Origin of the sequence: Streptomyces sp. NPDC002994, assembly GCF_040611155.1 — a bacterium.
Classification (GTDB): Bacteria; Actinomycetota; Actinomycetes; order Streptomycetales; family Streptomycetaceae; genus Streptomyces.
This window is the reverse complement of the sequence record NZ_JBEXNQ010000033.1, coordinates 62,921-79,045: the sequence shown is the minus strand read 5'-3', so window position 1 is coordinate 79,045 and position 16,125 is coordinate 62,921. Positions and strand designations below refer to the sequence as shown.

At 70.4% G+C, this 16,125-nt stretch carries 17 protein-coding genes; 5 read left to right on the top strand and 12 right to left on the bottom strand.

All coding sequences use genetic code 11. From position 1 onward, the window contains the following. Positions 1-4: 4 nt before the first annotated feature. The 3 genes from ABZX79_RS32635 to ABZX79_RS32625 all read right to left on the bottom strand — a co-directional run bounded on the left by ABZX79_RS32635 (position 5) and on the right by ABZX79_RS32625 (position 3,792). Entirely contained in the window at positions 5-1,063 is a 1,059-nt protein-coding gene (locus ABZX79_RS32635) for a MoxR family ATPase (RefSeq protein ID WP_355265875.1), read from the bottom strand. 151 nt (positions 1,064-1,214) lie between these two features. Then, positions 1,215-3,314 (bottom strand): trypsin-like peptidase domain-containing protein, encoded by a 2,100-nt coding sequence (locus tag ABZX79_RS32630; RefSeq protein WP_355265872.1) that lies wholly within the window; start codon positions 3,312-3,314, stop codon positions 1,215-1,217. 7 nt (positions 3,315-3,321) lie between these two features. Next, positions 3,322-3,792 (bottom strand): CU044_2847 family protein, encoded by a 471-nt coding sequence (locus tag ABZX79_RS32625; protein ID WP_355265869.1) that lies wholly within the window; start codon positions 3,790-3,792, stop codon positions 3,322-3,324. Between the two features lie 150 nt (positions 3,793-3,942). On the opposite strand from ABZX79_RS32625, the gene ABZX79_RS32620 reads away from it, so the two are divergent. Further along, a complete protein-coding gene (locus ABZX79_RS32620; protein WP_214977923.1) occupies positions 3,943-4,128 on the top strand; it encodes a DUF6104 family protein in 186 nt (61 codons plus the stop codon). Between the two features lie 65 nt (positions 4,129-4,193). On the opposite strand, the gene ABZX79_RS32615 is transcribed toward ABZX79_RS32620, so the two are convergent. Beyond that, on the bottom strand, positions 4,194-5,021 hold the full coding sequence (locus ABZX79_RS32615) for a hypothetical protein (protein ID WP_355265865.1): 828 nt from the start codon (positions 5,019-5,021) through the stop codon (positions 4,194-4,196). 152 nt (positions 5,022-5,173) lie between these two features. Here ABZX79_RS32615 and ABZX79_RS32610 point away from each other — a divergent pair, with 152 nt between their 5' ends. After that, positions 5,174-6,052 carry a DUF4097 family beta strand repeat-containing protein gene (locus tag ABZX79_RS32610; protein ID WP_355265862.1) on the top strand — a complete coding sequence of 293 codons (879 nt, stop codon included), beginning with the start codon at positions 5,174-5,176 and terminating at the stop codon, positions 6,050-6,052. A gap of 1 nt (position 6,053) precedes the next feature. Beyond that, positions 6,054-7,049 carry a helix-turn-helix transcriptional regulator gene (locus tag ABZX79_RS32605; RefSeq protein WP_355265859.1) on the top strand — a complete coding sequence of 332 codons (996 nt, stop codon included), beginning with the start codon at positions 6,054-6,056 and terminating at the stop codon, positions 7,047-7,049. 18 nt (positions 7,050-7,067) lie between these two features. Here ABZX79_RS32605 and ABZX79_RS32600 read toward each other — a convergent pair whose 3' ends face one another. From ABZX79_RS32600 to ABZX79_RS32565, 8 genes are all read right to left on the bottom strand, one after another. After that, on the bottom strand, positions 7,068-7,508 hold the full coding sequence (locus ABZX79_RS32600; RefSeq protein WP_355265856.1) for a PIN domain-containing protein: 441 nt from the start codon (positions 7,506-7,508) through the stop codon (positions 7,068-7,070). Further along, positions 7,505-7,735: a CopG family transcriptional regulator gene (locus ABZX79_RS32595; RefSeq protein WP_355265853.1), complete on the bottom strand. Its 231-nt coding sequence runs from the start codon at positions 7,733-7,735 to the stop codon at positions 7,505-7,507. The genes ABZX79_RS32600 and ABZX79_RS32595 overlap by 4 nt, the downstream gene beginning before the upstream one ends. 46 nt (positions 7,736-7,781) lie before the next feature. Next, on the bottom strand, positions 7,782-8,345 hold the full coding sequence (locus tag ABZX79_RS32590) for a Clp protease N-terminal domain-containing protein (protein ID WP_355265850.1): 564 nt from the start codon (positions 8,343-8,345) through the stop codon (positions 7,782-7,784). Then, positions 8,345-8,554: a helix-turn-helix domain-containing protein gene (locus ABZX79_RS32585; protein WP_215133512.1), complete on the bottom strand. Its 210-nt coding sequence runs from the start codon at positions 8,552-8,554 to the stop codon at positions 8,345-8,347. The genes ABZX79_RS32590 and ABZX79_RS32585 overlap by 1 nt, the downstream gene beginning before the upstream one ends. A gap of 93 nt (positions 8,555-8,647) precedes the next feature. Beyond that, on the bottom strand, positions 8,648-9,526 hold the full coding sequence (locus tag ABZX79_RS32580; protein WP_355265847.1) for an NAD(P)H-binding protein: 879 nt from the start codon (positions 9,524-9,526) through the stop codon (positions 8,648-8,650). A 59-nt stretch (positions 9,527-9,585) separates the two neighbouring features. After that, positions 9,586-10,992, bottom strand: coding sequence for a cellulase family glycosylhydrolase (locus ABZX79_RS32575; protein ID WP_355265844.1), 1,407 nt, complete (start codon positions 10,990-10,992; stop codon positions 9,586-9,588). Positions 10,993-11,070: 78 nt separating this feature from the next. Further along, positions 11,071-12,036 carry a zinc-binding dehydrogenase gene (locus ABZX79_RS32570; protein ID WP_355265841.1) on the bottom strand — a complete coding sequence of 322 codons (966 nt, stop codon included), beginning with the start codon at positions 12,034-12,036 and terminating at the stop codon, positions 11,071-11,073. Positions 12,037-12,414: 378 nt separating this feature from the next. After that, positions 12,415-13,638 (bottom strand): NADP-dependent malic enzyme, encoded by a 1,224-nt coding sequence (locus ABZX79_RS32565; RefSeq protein ID WP_355265838.1) that lies wholly within the window; start codon positions 13,636-13,638, stop codon positions 12,415-12,417. A gap of 522 nt (positions 13,639-14,160) precedes the next feature. Here ABZX79_RS32565 and ABZX79_RS32560 point away from each other — a divergent pair. Both ABZX79_RS32560 and ABZX79_RS32555 read left to right on the top strand, forming a co-directional pair. Next, the gene (locus tag ABZX79_RS32560) at positions 14,161-15,126 is read left to right on the top strand and encodes an ABC transporter substrate-binding protein (RefSeq protein WP_355265835.1); all 966 of its coding nucleotides are present in this window, start codon (positions 14,161-14,163) and stop codon (positions 15,124-15,126) included. Between the two features lie 45 nt (positions 15,127-15,171). Continuing rightward, on the top strand, positions 15,172-16,125 hold the full coding sequence (locus ABZX79_RS32555) for an amino acid ABC transporter permease (protein WP_355265832.1): 954 nt from the start codon (positions 15,172-15,174) through the stop codon (positions 16,123-16,125).

Below are 16,125 nucleotides of genomic sequence, written 5' to 3'. Positions count from 1 at the left end.
GCACTCACCTCGGGCGGTCGAGTGGTCGCATGAGCATTTCGGCGATGCGTTCGCGCGTGACGCGCTCCGCGCGCGGGGTGTGCTGGGTGAGGTAGAGGGCGTTGAGCAACTGGTCGGCGGCGATGATCTCGCCGGGTTCGCGGCCGAGGAACCGCTCGATCAGGTCCCGCCCCTCGATCGCGGCGTCACTGCCCAGGTGCGCCTCGACCATGGCGGTGAGCTGCTCCTCGCCGGGCGGTTCGAGCTCCAGCTGAATGCAGCGGCGCAGCAGCGCGGCGGGGAAGTCCCGCTCGCCGTTGGAGGTGAGGACGATGAACGGGAAGGTGGTGCAGCGGACGCGGCCGCCGCGTACCGGCACCTTGCGGCCGTCGTCGGTCAGGACGTCGACGACCGGCTCGCGGTCGGCGATGCGCTCCAGCTCGGGGATGGCGAACTCGCCCTCCTCCAGGGCGTTCAGCAGGTCGTTCGGCAGGTCGAGGTCGCTCTTGTCGAGCTCGTCGACGAGCAGCACGCGCGGCTGTTCGGACGGCAGCAGCGCGGTGCCGAGCGGTCCGAGGCGTACGTACGAGCCAATGGCCGAGGGCGTTGAGGGTCCTGAGGCAGCCGCACCGGTCCCGCCCTGTGCCCGCTCCAGCTGTACGTCCTGGAGGCGGCCGATGGCGTCGTAGCGGTAGAGCCCGTCCTGGAGGGCGGACCGGCTGACGATCGGCCAGCGCAGGACGCGTCCGAGGCCGAGTTCGTGCGCGACAGCCTGAGCGAGAGTGGATTTTCCGGTGCCCGGGTTGCCGGTCACGAGCAGCGGCCGGCGCAGGTACAGGGCCGCGTTGACCGCGTCGACCTCGGCGGGTCTGGGGTGGTGGTTCTCCACCAGCCGGCGCTGTACGCCGAGCCTGCGGGCGGCGCTCGGGTCGGTGGCGTCGGGGCCCTGCGTGCCGTCGGGGCCCGCTGTGCCGTCGGGGTCTGGGCCCACTGCGGCGAAATCACGCCAGGGAGGCGGGCCGGGTAACCGCTGCACGCCGTCGTGCGGCAGTCCCGCGCCGCGATAGATCCGCCAGTCTGTCACTGAGTTTCACCTCGCGGGTAGGTGGTCCGGGGGCTGACGTTACCGTTCAAGTCCCTGTCTGCCGACCCTGATTCAGGACCGGTTCCCGGGATTTGGCCAGGCATTCGACGCATTTTTCGGCGCGCCTTGCCACCCACCTCCTGACGGGCCGTCATGCGCTCGGCCCGGAGAGCTGCGGGGGCACCTGAAGGGGCACACCGTCGTACGGCGGACGGTCGGGCGGATCGAAGAGTACGGCGACGGAGGCGGCCCAGGCCGCTTCCGACACCGTGTCGGGTGTCACGTCGGGATCCATCGAGATGATGCGCAGGGAACGTATGTGCCGGTGCAGCCCGTCCATGCCGTCGGCGCGCGCCAGCAGCTCGTCGGCGCGTACGTGGAACTCCCGGCAGTCGCTGTGGTCCTGGCCGCATCTGCGCCACAGCGCGAGCGGGTGTCCGGCGGCGATGGCGGCGGCCATGGCGTCGAGTCCGTCACCACTGCCGACCGGCCCGCAGTACACGGGCACGGTGCCGTCCTCGGCGTCGGACAGCCTGGCGTACGTGGCCCTGCGGGACTCCCGGCGGACACCGGGGCCGTGCCCGGACTCGGGGACTTCGCCGCGCAGCGGTACGACGGCGAGCGGCCCGCGGACGGCGGCCTGCCAGCGGCGGCGCCATTCGGGGCTCGCCGGGCGGTCGCGGCGCCTGCGGTCCCGTATGACGACGATGCGGCGCTCCCCCAGCGCCATGCTGTGCTCGTCGAAGAGGTCGTCCTCGGGCGAGAGCCGCCAGGTGTCGAGGGGTTCGTCGAACAGTTCGCGCGGCAGCAGCGCCTCGATCGCCGCGAGGTGCTCCCCGCTGTCGCCGCGGCGCAGGGCGTCGGCGAGCGGTTCGCGCAAGGTCTCGCGCAGGTCGGCGCGGCGCACACCGCGGTCGTCGCCGGACAACGGGCTGACGGTGCGCCCCTCGTAGAGGAGCTTGACGCGCCACGGGTAGCGGTCGCCGTAGTGGACCGGGTCGATCTCGACGAGCACGTCGGCGCGGGCGTGGCCGGCCGGCCTTTCCCGTACGAACTGGACCTCGAACTCCGGGGCGGGGGTGGCCGCTTCACGAAAGTCCAGCACCTGCGCGATCTCTTCGCGGATCGCCTGGTGCGCTGACTCGCCCTGCGTGGTGATCCACTCGGCGAGCTCGTCCAGCCCGCCGAGCTCGCCGGGAGCGGCCCGCCGGGGACCGTCCGCCCGGGCCCGGCTCCGGGCCTGCTCGGCAAGGTGCCTGACGACCTTGGCGGCGTACAGCAGCACCGCGTCGACGTCGAGGTCGTGACCGCTGTCCCTGCCCCGAAGGTCGTGCAGCAGTCCGACGCCGTCGCGCCAGGTGCGCGGGTCGTGCTCGATGGGTGACTGGTAATCGCTGTGCAGGACACGGCGTTTGACGTCGTCCACGAGAACCATGACCTCGCCCGGCCCGGTGGGCGGCGGCAGTTCGGCGAACCGGCCGAAGAGGTGTGCGCGCGCGGCCGGCAGGAACCCGGGGGCTCCCTTGCGCAGGTCGGCCTGCGCCCTGGTCCAGCCGCCGCCGGCGGCCGAGGTGCTGCGGAAGCGGCGCAGGTGGTGCCGGTCGTGCTCGCGCAGGACGGTGTGGAGGATTCCGCCGCCCCGCAGATCGTGCAGCTCGCGCAGGGCCGTGATGGGCACGGCGGCCCCTTCGTGTTCCCCCCGCCCCTTGTTCATGCCGATGACGGCGCCCTGCTTCAGGTCGACGACGGGGCCGCCCGAGCAGCCCTCGACGGGCAGGCTCCCCCGCAGCAGCAGCGCCTTGCCGTCGGTGGCGTGGGCCTGGCCGACGCCGTGCCGTATGCCCAGGTCGCCGGTCTCCCTGGACCAGCCGTGCAGGCTTACGTCGGCGGGGATGTCCAGGGGCCGCTCGCTGAGCCAGACGCAGGCGGCGTCCTGCGCGTCCGGGACGCGTACCAGGGCGATGTCGGGGAACTCCCAGCGGTACGGCGGCTCGTCGGGGTCGGCGGGCCGCGGCTTGGCGAGGACCACTTCGCCCGTGGTCACACCGCCCTGCCAGGTGATGCCGAGCGCACGCTCTCCCCTCCACACGGCGGCCTCCCCCTTTCCCACGACATGTGCGCAGGTCAGCACCCAGCCGGGGGCGATGAAGAATCCGCTGCCCCAGTAGTGGGTGCCGTGCGGGTCATACCCGGCTCCGGGCGCGGCAATGCGTACGAGAGAGGGGCGCACGATCTCGTCGAAGGCGTTCATGACGCGCTCATGACGTGCCGCGGGCCGGCGATCCGGGCGCGGGGCCCGGCCGGGCGGCCGGATCCGCGACGGGTTGCGCCCCCGGATCCGCTGCCGCACCCGCAGCCGGACCTACGGTCGGATCCGCCGCCGGATCCGCTGCCGGGTCCGCGACCGGTTCGGTCCACGTCAGGGACACCGACACGGAGGCCTTGCCGCCGCCGTCCGCGAGGACCCCGATCACCTTGCCGGACTGGGCGGACAGCTCGATACCGAAGGTGACGGCGACTTCGACGGGCGCGGCGGGGCTCAGTCCGGCGCGCAGCGACCGCACCACACCCTGTACGACATCGGTCAGTCCACCCGCCATGGAGACGACCCGGTCACCGATCCCGGTGTCCCGGTAACCGCCGCCCCGGTCGAGCTCCTGCGCCTCGCTGACACGGGCCCAGACGACGGTCCCGTCGTCGAGCCGAACCTGTGCGATCCCATTGGCCACAGCGTCCCCCGCTCCCCCACGCGATGAATGGTGAAGGTTAATCGCTGCAGGGTACGAGCGCGAGGGACTCCGGGATCAGTGCCTATCCTGGCTTGGAACAACCGCTGTCCACCCCTGTCCGACCCCCTGTCCCACCCACGGAGCAACACCTTGTACTTCACCGATCGCGGTATCGAGGAGCTGGAGAAGCGGCGCGGCGAGGAGGAAGTCACCTTCGAGTGGCTCGCCGAGCAGCTGCGTACGTTCGTCGACCTCAACCCGGACTTCGAGGTTCCGGTCGAGCGGCTCGCGACCTGGCTGGCCCGCCTGGACGACGACGAGGACGACGCGGAGTAGTTGGAGTAGGTGCGCACGGCGGCGCATCGCGGGCGCACCCGCGCGGTCCCGGCCCGGCCTCCGCGTCAGGCGCGGGCGCGCAGCCGGTCGTACGCCAGGCCGAGCGCCCCCTGCGCCACCAGCACGCCGCCCGCGAACGCCCAGCCGCCGCTGCGCCGCCGCAGGCCCCACAGGGCGAGCGAGACGCCGGCCGCGAGCTGGGCCGCGTTCAGCAGGCGGGCCCTCGGCCCGCGTACCCAGGGGCCGACGGGGCCGCTCTCGACCACGTCGAGCTCCGCGCGCACGGCGTCGCGCCAGCCCGACCACTCGACCGACTCCGTGCCCGGCTGCACCCGCGCCGCCTCCCGCAGCCGGTCGGCCGGTTCGCCGGGCGTCAGGCCCGGGGGCAGCGCGAGGCCCAGGCGGGACAGGACCGCGATCAGGCCCAGCAGCCGGACCCTGCCGTCCGCGTCGGGGTCGGGTCGGGTGAGCGCCGCGAGGGACTCCATGTCGAGTACGGGGTCGAGCCCGAGCCGCGCCGCGAACGTGCGCATCGCCTCGTCCTCCCCCACCGGCGTACCGTCCGCCAGCCATTCGTAGCCGACCTGGCGCCGGAAGCCCGAAGCGAGCGTGAAACCGGCCCGGTCGGCGTCCCACCAGAGGGCGAGAACCGGCCAGGTGACGCCGACGGCGAGGGCTGTGGCCCAGCCCGCCAGGACGCGGTCGACCGGTTCGCCGTCGTCCAGCCATGGTTTGCCCTCGGGTACGACCACGCTCCAGCCGTCGGCGGAGCCGCCGGCCGGTGACAGCAGCAGCCGCTCGCGCAGCAGATGCGCCGCGGGCCGTACCGCCTCGGGCTCGGCCCCGCACAGCAGCAGCGCCCCCACGGGCCCGAATCCGGGTGTCGCGTTCATGCCCTCACGCTAGGGCACTTTGCCCGCATATGACGCGTACGAGTGGGCCGCTCGCGCCACAACCCTGTCTTGACTTCCCTCAGCCGCGATATATCGTGTTTATGAATAGACGCGATATGTTGCGTCGGACCGGCCAGTTCGGGGAGGACCACATGACAGAGCCGACATGGGCGGTCGCGGAGCCGCGGAAGCTCACCTTCGAGGACCCGGTGAGCGCGCTCAACGTGCGCATCGTCAACGGGACAGTGAATGTCGTCGGCATCGAGGAAGGCCCCGCCCGCCTCGAAGTCTCCGCGATCGACGGCCCGCCGCTGACCGTGACCCACAAGGACGGCACTCTCACCGTCGCCTACGAGGACCTGCCCTGGCAGGGCTTCCTCACATTGCTCGACCCCAAGCGTCGGCACCGCAGCGCTGTCGTCTCCCTGGCCGTCCCGGCGGACTGCTCCGTAGAGGTCGGCGTCATCGGCGCCGGCGCCGTCGTCTCCGGGGTCCGCGGACGTACGGAGGTACGCGGCATCACCGGCGACACCACCCTCGTCGGCCTGTCCGGCGCCGTCCGCGCCGACACCGTCGCGGGGAGCCTGGAGGCCCAGGGCGTCACCGGCGACCTCCGCTTCCACTCGGTCTCCGGAGACCTGACCGTGGTCGACGGTTCGGGAGCCTCTGTACGGGCCAACTCGGTCAGCGGTGACATGGTCGTCGATGTGGACCCGGCCGGTAAGCCCACCGACATCGCCCTCACCTCGGTCTCCGGCGCGGTCGCCATCCGGCTGCCGCACCCGGCCGACGCGACGGTCGAGGCGAACACGGCGAGCGGCTCCGTCTCCAACGCTTTCGAGGACCTGCGGGTGGGCGGCCAGTGGGGGGCGAAGAGGATCACGGGCACGCTCGGCGCCGGCAACGGCCGGCTGCGCGCGACGACCGTCTCCGGCTCGATCGCCCTGCTGCGCCGCCCGCCGGCCGAAGAAGACCTGCACGAGGCCGACACCGCCGCCGACGCCGACGCCGCCAACAAGAAGGTGCTTTGACATGCCCCCCGTATTCGCCCACGGCCGTCTGCGCCTGTACCTCCTCAAGCTGCTCGACGAGGCGCCGCGCCACGGTTACGAGGTGATCCGCCTCCTGGAGGAGCGCTTCCAGGGCCTGTACGCCCCGTCCGCCGGCACCGTCTACCCGCGCCTCGCCAAACTGGAGGCCGAGGGCCTGGTCACGCACGCCACCGAGGGCGGCCGCAAGGTCTACTCGATCACCGACACGGGCCGCGCCGAACTGGCGGGACGCGGCGGCGAACTGGCCGACCTGGAGCTGGAAATCCGCGAGTCGGTCTCCGAACTGGCCGCCGAGATCCGCGACGACGTACGCGGCGCGGCCGGCAACCTGCGCCGCGAGATGCGGGCCGCGGCGAGCGAGACCCGCCACCAGGCCGCACCGTCGCAGCCCAAGGGCGGCGACTGGGAGGGCGCGTTCGGCGACAGCGAGGCATGGAACGCGGCGAAGGAGGAGCTGCGCAAGGCCAAGCAGGAGTGGAAGGAGCAGGCGCGCCGAGCAAAGGATGAGAGCCGCCGCGCCCGCGAGGACGCGCAGCAGGCGCGCCGCCAGGCCAAGGAAGCCCAGGAGAAGGCGCAGGAGAAGGCGCGCGAACAGATGCAGCGGATCGCGCAGCAGGTGCAGGACCACTTCGCGCGGGGCGACTGGCCGAAGGGGGTGCGCGAGGGCCTCGCCGAGGTCACCAAGGAGTTCGGCTTCTTCGGCCGTCCGGCGGCGCCTGCGCAGGAGCCGGCCGATGTCGAGGTCAAGGTCGAGCGCGCGGACACTCCCCCCGAGCCCGAGTGGGCCCAGGAGCCCCCGTCCGCGTCCGGCGACCCGGCCCGCGACCTGGACCGCCTGCTGGACCGCTTCCGCGACGACATCCGCGACGCGGCCCGGGACCACGGCGTAACGGAGCACGAACTCCGCGAGGCCCGCCGCCACCTGTCGACGGCAGCGGCCCACATCGGCGCACTGCTGCGCGGCCCGAAGGAGTAGGCAGGCGGACCTCCGATTTCAGGCCATGTCGTCGGGCAGAATCCTGAAGTGGCCGTATGTGCTGCCGAGCGGGCGCACGGTCCGGAAGTCCCGGATGTCCCGGGTCAGCACGGCATCGGTGTCGTACTCGGCGGCCAGGCAGACGTTCAGGGCGTCCACGAGATCCAGGTCCAGAGTCCCGTAGCGGGCGCGCACGGCAAGTGCCGTGTCAAGGAGTTCCGAGGTGGTGTCCGCCAGGACCAACCGCATGTCCTTCACCCGCGCCGACAGCGATCGGAGGATGCTGTCGGCGGCAGCTCTGCCGGCGCGGATCGTGGCCACTTGGTGCACTTCGGTGAGCGCCAGGGAGGTGGCGACGAGGAGACCGCATTCATCCGCGGCCTTTCTCGTCGCCCTGTGGTCCGGGTCCGAACGGTTGAAGAGAGTGAGCAGACCGGACGTACCGGCGACGACGATCACTCCTGAGACCCCTGATTGCGGATGTCCTCCTTGGTGATGGGGCCACCCAGGTCGAAGGTCTCTTCATCCGTGACGAATGGCTCGTCCCAGACGCGTGTGGCGAGAGCGATGCGATGGATGCCCTCGCGGATTATCTCCGACTCGGAGATGCCTTTGCGGGCTGCGGTCTCCTTGATCAGTGCGAGGTCGGCTTCGTCGGCATAGACATTGGTCCGCTTCAGCCCCATATCCTCGATGGTACATAAGGTGTACCACCCCCCCGTGGGGACAGATTCAGCCCGCCTTGGGCTCAACCCCGAAAAGCGCCCGCTCCACCGCCCCGTACGTCGCGCCGTACTCCGTGAGCACGTCGGCCACCGCGCCCGGCTGCGTGGTCAGGGCCAGCAGCAAGTGTTCGTCGCCGATGTGCCGGTCACCGCGCCCCAGCGCGACCCGCAGAGAGTTCTCCAGCACGGCCTTCGCCTGCCGCGTGAACGGGCGGTGCCCCGTCCGCAGACCGCGCTTCGCGCTGCGGCCGGACTGCATCGCGCCCTCGCCGTGCGCCTGCTCGACCTTCGACACGATCTCCGCGACGTCGATGCCGATACCGGCGAGCGCCTCCTGGTCCGCCTTCGACAGGCCACCCCGGCGCCGCGCGTCGGCCAACGCCCGCGCCACCGCCTCCCGGCGCCCGGCGATGCCCAGCGAGGCGAACGCGAAGGACGAGCGCGTGCCTTCCTGGTGCAGCAGGGCCAGCAGCAGGTGCTCCTCGGTGACCGAGTCCGCGTCCGCCCGTTCCGCCTGGACGACCGCGCCCTTCACCACACCCCGGGCACTCTTCGTGAACCGCTCGAACATCAACGCCTCCCGTACTTCTTGTGGACGGCCTGCCGGCTGACGCCGAGTTCGGCCGCGATCTCCTGCCACGACCAGCCCTGGGCGCGGGCGCTCCTCACCTGCACGGCTTCGAGCTGCTCCAGCAGCCGCCGCAGGGCGACAACAGCGCGCAGCCCGACCCGGGGGTCGCGATCACCCGCACGCTCGGCGAGATCCGTTGCATTGGTCATAGCTGTCAACCTACATTGACAGCCATCGGCCGTCAACCACAGTTGACATGGAGAGGTCGGCGGAGAGGTGCCCGTACGCCCGGACTCCCGCCCTCAGCGGAAGTCCGCCGCGTGATCCTCGGCCCACTGACGGAAGCTGCGGGCCTGCGATCCCGTGATGCGCTCCACCGAGTCGGTGACCGGCTCGGGTGAGGCGGCCATGGCCGCCTGGGCGCGCAGCACGGCGTCGACGATGCCGGCCGGCCAGCCGTTGGCCGTCATCTCCTCGCGCGCCGCGTCCGGCGACTGCTCGTCGAAGCGCAGGGAACGGCCAAGCGCGTCCCCGATGATCCGCAACTGCTCCTCGCCGGTGAGGAGTCCGGGGCCGCTCAGCACCGGCCTGGCCCCGACAAGCGCGTCCGTGGTGAGCGCGCGCACCGCGACCGCCGCCATGTCGGCCTCGTGGATCAGCGGCCGGGCGAGGCCGGCGAAGGGCGCCCGTACGACTCCGGTGGTACGAATCTGCTCCGCCCACCCCAAGGTGTTGCCCGCGAAACCGGTCGGCCGCAGGAAGGTCCACTCCAGACCGGACTCAGCCTCCTCGATCAGCCGCTCCATCTCCGTGTGGAACATGGTGATGGCGTCACCACTCGGCTTCCGGCCCTCACCGCCCCCCACCCCCTCCGACGACAGGTACACGACCCGGCGGGCGTGCTTGCCGATCACCTCCAGCACCGGGGGCGCGGCCTCCGCCGTAAGGAACGGCCAGACCAGGAAGACCGATTCGACGCCGTCGAGCGCGGCCTCCAGCGAGGTGGGGTCGTCGAGGTCCCCGCCGGTGACCTCCACCCCTTCGGGGAGAGCCGCGGCGGTCTCGGCCCCGGGCCGTCGCACCAGCGCCCGCACGGGTACCCCCGCGGCACTCAGCTGGGCGACGACCTGGCCGCCGACCTTGCCGGTCGCTCCGGTCACGAGAATTCTGGCCTGGGTCATCGGGCTCTCCTTACGCCTTGCGAGCCGCCGGCCGGCTGCCCGATGACCACTCTCATACGTCAACCAAGGTTGAGGTCAAGCGTTGTTGGCCGGACGTCCCCGGCGGCCGGACCGACCGTCACCGAGATCCGCGCCCCCGGCCGGGCATGGACCCGCCCGCCCACCACCCACGCCGCCCCTTCCACGGCCACCCGCCAGTCACGGGCGCGCGACGGCAGCGACAGCTCGGTGACCCCGCGCCGGGAAGCGACGTACGAGAGGCGGTAGGTCCGCGTCGCGGGGTCGTACGACTCGGACCGCACCCGGCCCGCGACCGCCGACGCGTACGGCGACGCCGTCTGTTCCTTGTTCGTACGGAACCTCCCGGCCTGATCCACCGCGCAGTAGCCCCCGCCGTAACACCACACATAGCCCGCCCAGCCGGAGCTGTAGCGGTTCATGGACGCCAGCGCCTCGCGGTAGAAACGGCCCATGTTGGGGAGGGAGTTGTTGAGCGGGCCCCACTCCCCCACGACCACCGGCACGCGGTGCTCCTTCGGGTACGCCGTGACCGCGGCCTCGTACGACTCGATCCAGCCGGCCGCCGGGTCGTAGTCGGCGCCCGCCTCCATCGCGGTGTTGTAGAAGTGCGGGGCGTACACGACCTTCGGGTCCTTGATCTTGCCGAGGCCGGTCGGCACGCCCTCGCCCACGATCGGCGTCGGCTCGACGAACACCCAGTTGTCGCGGTCGACGGAACGTACGGCGTCCGCGAGGCGGTTGTGCATCGGCGTGATCTGGTCGCGCTCGATCCGGCGGGCCGCGGTGGGCAGGTCCTCGCCCTCCCTCAGCTCTCCCATCGGCTCATTGATCAGGTCGTACCCGAGCACGGCCGGATGGTCCTCGAACCGGTCGGCGAGTACGCGCCACATGCCGGCCTGGGCACGCTGCAGATCCGGGTCCTCGTAGAGGTGGGTGAAGGCGCGCTGCACGGCCGGCTGGAAGTACTCGGAGAACCAGTCGTCGGGGTTCGGCGTGAACGGCAGTCCGTCGGTGCGCGTCGCCCACTCCGGGATGCCGCGATGGCCGAAGGCCGGGCCGAAGACGTCCTGGTGGGCGTCGATCAGCACCTGGATGTCGTACGTCTCGGCCCAGTCCAGGATCCGCTCGATCTTGCGGAGGTACGCCGCGCTGTACTGCCCCCGGCGGGGCTCCAGGTCGTCCCAGAAGACGAGGAGGCGGGCGAAGTTGAAGCCGTTGGCCCTCAGGTCGCGGAAGTGCCGCTCGGTGATGGCGGACAGCGCCTTGTCGCCGCGGTTCGCCTTGTCCTCGACGTTCCAGCCGCGCAGGGTCAGGACGCGCCCGCGGTCGTCGGTGAGCGGGGGTATGCCGCCCCCGCCTTCCTCCGCGGTGGCGGCCGGGGTCAGGGCCCCGGCTGCCAGCGCGACCGTACAGACGAAAGCACCAATGCCTCTGAACGTTCGCATGGACACCTCTCCAGCACACGTGGACGCGTGGATGTGTGAACGCGTACCGGAGAGGCAATCAGCAGAACTGACGGACCATCAAGAGGTCGTCAGCACGATCTTTCCGAAAAGGTCGCCGCCCGCCATCCGCTCGAAGCCCTCGCGGGCCCGGTCCAGCGGCAGCACCTCGTCGATGACCGGGCGTACACCGGTCGCCGCGCAGAAGGAGAGCAGGTCCTCCAGCTCGTCCTTGGAGCCCATCGTCGAACCGACGACCTTGAGCTCCAGGAAGAAGATCCGGTTCAGCTCGGCGGAAGGCGGGTTGGTGCCGCTCGTCGCGCCCGAGATCACCAGCGTGCCGCCGGGGCGCAGAGACTTCACCGAGTGCGACCAGGTGGCCGCGCCGACGGTCTCGATCACCGCGTCCACGCGCTGCGGCAGCCGCGCGCCCGGCTCGAACGCCTCCACCGCGCCCAGCTCGACGGCCCGCTTGCGCTTGGCCTCGTCGCGGCTGGTGGCGTACATCCTGAGGCCGGCCGCCTTGCCGAGCACGATCGCGGCGGTCGCGACACCGCCGCCGGCGCCCTGGACGAGGACGCTGTCGCCGGGCCGTACGCCGGCGTTCGTGAAGAGCATCCGGTACGCCGTGAGCCAGGCGGTCGGCAGGCACGCGGCCTCCGCGAACGACAGTTCCCGGGGCTTCGGCAGCACGTTCCACACGGGGACGGTGACCTGCTCGGCGAAGGTGCCCTGGTACTTCTCGGTGAGGATCGACCGCTTCTCGCGGGGGCCGACGCCGTGGCCGCTCTCGCCGATGACGGAGTGCACGACGACCTCGTTGCCCTCGGCGTCGATGCCGGCGGCGTCGCAACCGAGGATCATCGGCAGCGCCTCCTCACCGAGGCCGACACCGCGCAGCGACCACAGGTCGTGGTGGTTGAGGGAGGCGGCCTTGACGGTGACGGTGGTCCAGCCCGGTTTCACCTCGGGCGCGGGCCGCTCGCCCAGCTCAAGGCCGTTGAGCGGGTGGTCACGGTCGATGCGGGCGGCGTAGGCAGCGAACATGACCATGACGATAGGGCGGGCGGCTGCGTGGGGGAACCATGCACCGGTGTGACACGCGTCCCTCATGTGAGCGGCGCGGGGGCGGTGGGTGCGCTCGGCTGCGTGCGTGTTGCCTGCGGCGCTGTTCCCCTACCCGCCCCTTCCCGAACTGGGGCAAGCCCCAGACCCCGGACGGGCTGGAATTGCGCGCAGCGGCAACTCTCAGCCCCTCCGGCGTTTGAGGAGCGGGGTCTGGGGCGGAGCCCCAGTTTCGGGAAGGGGCGGGTAGGGGAAGGCCCGCCGCAGGCGCCCCGCACCGCACCCGCACCGCAAAGCGCACGGGCCGTGCCGCACCCCTCGCCAGGGGTGCCGCACGGCCCGTACAGGTAAAGCCAACGCCTACCGCCGCGCCACACCCTCCGCGCGAGCCGCCGCCGCCACGGCCGCCGTAACGGCCGGAGCGACGCGCTCGTCGAACGGGGACGGGATCACGTAGTCCGCGGCCAGCGCGTCACCGACGACATCCGCCAGCGCGTTCGCCGCGGCGATCTTCATGCCCTCGGTGATCCGCGACGCCCGCACCTGAAGCGCACCCGCGAAGATCCCCGGGAAGGCCAGAACGTTGTTGATCTGGTTCGGGTAGTCGCTGCGCCCGGTCGCGACAACCGCCGCGTACTTGTGCGCGACGTCCGGGTGAACCTCCGGGTTCGGGTTGGCCATGGCGAACACGAACGCGTCCGGCGCCATCGAAGCCACCGCGGGCTCCGGCACCGTACCGCCGGAAACACCGATGAAGACATCGGCACCGGCCAGCGCCGTCTCCAGCGAGCCGCTCAGCCCCGCCCGGTTCGTGATCTCGGCCAGCTCGCGCTTGACGTCCGTCAGATCCTCGCGGTCCCGGCTGACGATGCCCTTACGGTCGGCCACCGCCACGTCACCGAGCCCCGCCGCCAGCAGGAACTTCGCGATGGCGACCCCGGCCGCACCCGCGCCCGAGATCACGGCGCGCAGGTCGCCGAGCGTACGTCCGGTGAGCTTGGCCGCATTGCGCAGCGCGGCCAGGGTGACCACAGCCGTGCCGTGCTGGTCGTCGTGGAAGACCGGAATGTCCAGCTCCTCCTGGAGCCGGCGCTCGATCTCGAAGCAGCGCGGCGCCGAGATGTCTTCCAGGTTCACGCCGCCGAAGGACGGGGCGAGCCGCACGACGGTCTCGATGATCTCTTCCACGTCGGTCGTCGCGAGCGCGATCGGAACCGCGTCGACGCCACCGAACTGCTTGAAAAGGATCGCTTTGCCCTCCATGACGGGGAGCGAGGCCTCGGGACCGATGTCACCGAGCCCCAGAACCGCCGTACCGTCCGTCACGACGGCGACGACGTTCGACTTCCAGGTGTAGTCGTTCACGAGCTCGGGCTGCTCCGCGATCGCGCTGCACACCTTGGCGACGCCCGGCGTGTACGCGAGGGACAGGTCGTCCTTGTCGCGCACCGGCACGGTCGCCTGGATGGCCATCTTGCCGCCCCGGTGCAGGGCGAAGGCCGGATCGAAGGGCTCCTCCGGAGCACCTTCCGCACTGCTGTCCGTAGTGCTTTCGCTGCGAGGATTGACGATCTCCGCTGCCATGTGTTTTACCCCTTAAGTCTTCATCAATTGAGGGTGGCCGCTCCTGGTTGAGGAGGGGTGGGCGGGCACCGCGTCCGTTCCCTGCACCAGGCGGTTGGCCCGCCCTGACAGAGAGGAGGTACGTACGCGCGGGCGCGCCGCACACGCGCCCTGAGCCCCGGATGAGGGGTGTAACCGTCTTTTCTACCTGATCGGCGGCATCAACGAGAGCCCATATCACCTCGGTGACACGACTCATGCATGCATGTGCGGACAAGTCCGGCTTGTGGCATGAATCGGTTCCAAATGGCGAGACGGACCGAAGATTTTCCGGCCGAAACGGCAGTGCTCAACAGATGGTCCGGCCCTGATGTACCGGCCTGTTGAGATTCGGGGGTCACCCGTTACCCGATTTTGACATGACTGGAGCCCTGAATGGGCTAGTCCGGATGGCAAGATGCCGTAATCACACGAGGTCGCGATACTCGAAGCAGTGTGCCCGACCTCCCAGGCCACTCCCCTTTCTCGCCGGAGGAACCCACCATGACCGCACGCACCACCCGCCGTACGACCGCCACCAAGTCCCGGACAGCCGCGGTCGGCGCTATCGCGGTCGCCGGCGCCCTGCTGCTCACCGCCTGCGGTGACCAGACCGGCTCGGGAACGGGCACGACGGAGACCAAGGGCACGAAGTCGTCCACCGCCCCGCTCTTCGACAAGCTGCCGAAGAAGTACCAGGACGCCGGCGTGATCAAGGTCGGTACGGACGCCGCCTACGCTCCGATGGAGTACGAGGAGGGCGGGAAGATCGTCGGTATCGACCCCGACATCGCCGCGGCCCTCGGCAAGGAGCTCGGTGTCGAGTTCAAGTTCACCAGCGGCACCTTCGACGGCCTGATCTCGTCGCTGAACACCGGCCGCCAGGACATCGTCATGTCGGCCATGAGCGACACCAAGGCCCGCCAGGAGGGCCTGGACGACAAGGGCAAGAAGACCGGAAAGGGCGTCGACTTCGTCGACTACTTCACCTCCGGCGTCTCGCTCCTGGTCAAGAAGGGCAACCCGGAGAAGATCGAGTCGCTCGACGACCTGTGCGGCAAGAAGGTCGCCGTCCAGCGCGGCACGATCTACGAGACCACCTTCAAGGACCAGGCCGAGAAGTGTGAGAAGGACGACAAGGGCAAGCTGACCATCGAGGCGTTCGACACCGACGCCGAGGCCCAGACCCGAGTGAAGTCCGGCGGCGCCGTCGCCGACCTCAACGACTACCCGGTCGCCGCGCACATCGCGAAGACCGCGGGCGGCGGCAACGACTTCGAGGTCACCGGCGGCCAGATCGGCGCCGGCCCGTTCGGAATCGCCGTGAACAAGGACAACCCGCAGCTGCGCGACGCCCTCAAGGACGCGCTGAACGCAATCATCAAGAACGGCGAGTACGAGAAGGTCCTGGAGAAGTGGGACGTCAAGAACAGCGCCGTGACCGAGGCGACCATCAACGCCGGCAAGTAGCTCCTGGCGTTCTCGCCTCAAAGCGTTCACTGAAGGGCAGTCACTGTGACTGACAAGTTCGACAAGACACCCGCCGACGAACCGCCGGCGGACTTGGCGGTCAACAAGGGGACCATCCCCCCCGAGAAGATCAAGGCCATCCCCGTCCGCCACTGGGGCCGCTGGATCAGCGGTGTCCTGGTCGTGGCCGTGCTCGGCACGATCGTCTACGCGTTCGCGCAGGGCGACATCAACTGGAGCACCGTCGGGGACTTCATCTTCGACGACCGGATCATCTCCGGCGCCGTGAACACCGTGATCATCAGCGTGCTGTCGATGCTCATCGGCCTGGTCCTGGGCGTCGTCTTCGCGGTCATGCGGCTCTCGAAGAACCCGGTGACCGGTGCGGTGGCCTGGCTGTACATCTGGTTCTTCCGCGGCACTCCGGTGTACGTACAGCTGCTCCTGTGGTTCAACCTCGCCCTGATTTTCCCGATCCTGAACGTCGGGTTCTACAAGGACGAGATGGTCGACGTCATGACCCCGTTCGTGGTCGCCCTGCTGGGCCTCGGCCTGAACGAGGGCGCCTACATGGCCGAGATCGTCCGGGCCGGCATCCAGTCGGTCGACGAGGGCCAGACGGAGGCCTCGCACGCGCTGGGCATGTCGACCGGCAAGACCATGCGACGGGTCGTACTCCCGCAGGCGATGCGCGTGATCGTGCCGCCGACCGGGAACGAGTTCATCAACCTGCTCAAGACGTCGTCACTGGTCTCCGCGATCCAGTACACGGATCTGCTCCGTGCCGCGACGAACATCGGCTCCACGTCGTTCGCGATCATGGAGATGCTGCTGGTCGCCTCGGTCTGGTACCTGGCTCTGACCAGCGTCTTCAGCGTCGGCCAGTACTACGTCGAGCGGTACTACGCCCGCGGGTCGCTGCGGCAGCTGCCGGCGACGCCGTGGCAGAAGGTCAAGGCAAACATGCTGTCCCTCACCAGCCACAACAGGGGGGTCTGA

Bases quoted from the DNA above. Each gene is read 5' to 3' on its own strand.
- ABZX79_RS32605 (WP_355265859.1), top strand. From the start codon at position 6,054: ATGCCCCCCGTATTCGCCCACGGCCGTCTGCGCCTGTACCTCCTCAAG.
- ABZX79_RS32590 (WP_355265850.1), bottom strand. From the start codon at position 8,345: ATGTTCGAGCGGTTCACGAAGAGTGCCCGGGGTGTGGTGAAGGGCGCG.
- ABZX79_RS32630 (WP_355265872.1), bottom strand. From the start codon at position 3,314: ATGAACGCCTTCGACGAGATCGTGCGCCCCTCTCTCGTACGCATTGCC.
- ABZX79_RS32610 (WP_355265862.1), top strand. From the start codon at position 5,174: ATGACAGAGCCGACATGGGCGGTCGCGGAGCCGCGGAAGCTCACCTTC.
- ABZX79_RS32560 (WP_355265835.1), top strand. From the start codon at position 14,161: ATGACCGCACGCACCACCCGCCGTACGACCGCCACCAAGTCCCGGACA.
- ABZX79_RS32570 (WP_355265841.1), bottom strand. From the start codon at position 12,036: ATGTTCGCTGCCTACGCCGCCCGCATCGACCGTGACCACCCGCTCAAC.
- ABZX79_RS32575 (WP_355265844.1), bottom strand. From the start codon at position 10,992: ATGCGAACGTTCAGAGGCATTGGTGCTTTCGTCTGTACGGTCGCGCTG.
- ABZX79_RS32580 (WP_355265847.1), bottom strand. From the start codon at position 9,526: ATGACCCAGGCCAGAATTCTCGTGACCGGAGCGACCGGCAAGGTCGGC.
- ABZX79_RS32615 (WP_355265865.1), bottom strand. From the start codon at position 5,021: ATGAACGCGACACCCGGATTCGGGCCCGTGGGGGCGCTGCTGCTGTGC.
- ABZX79_RS32565 (WP_355265838.1), bottom strand. From the start codon at position 13,638: ATGGCAGCGGAGATCGTCAATCCTCGCAGCGAAAGCACTACGGACAGC.
- ABZX79_RS32585 (WP_215133512.1), bottom strand. From the start codon at position 8,554: ATGACCAATGCAACGGATCTCGCCGAGCGTGCGGGTGATCGCGACCCC.
- ABZX79_RS32595 (WP_355265853.1), bottom strand. From the start codon at position 7,735: ATGGGGCTGAAGCGGACCAATGTCTATGCCGACGAAGCCGACCTCGCA.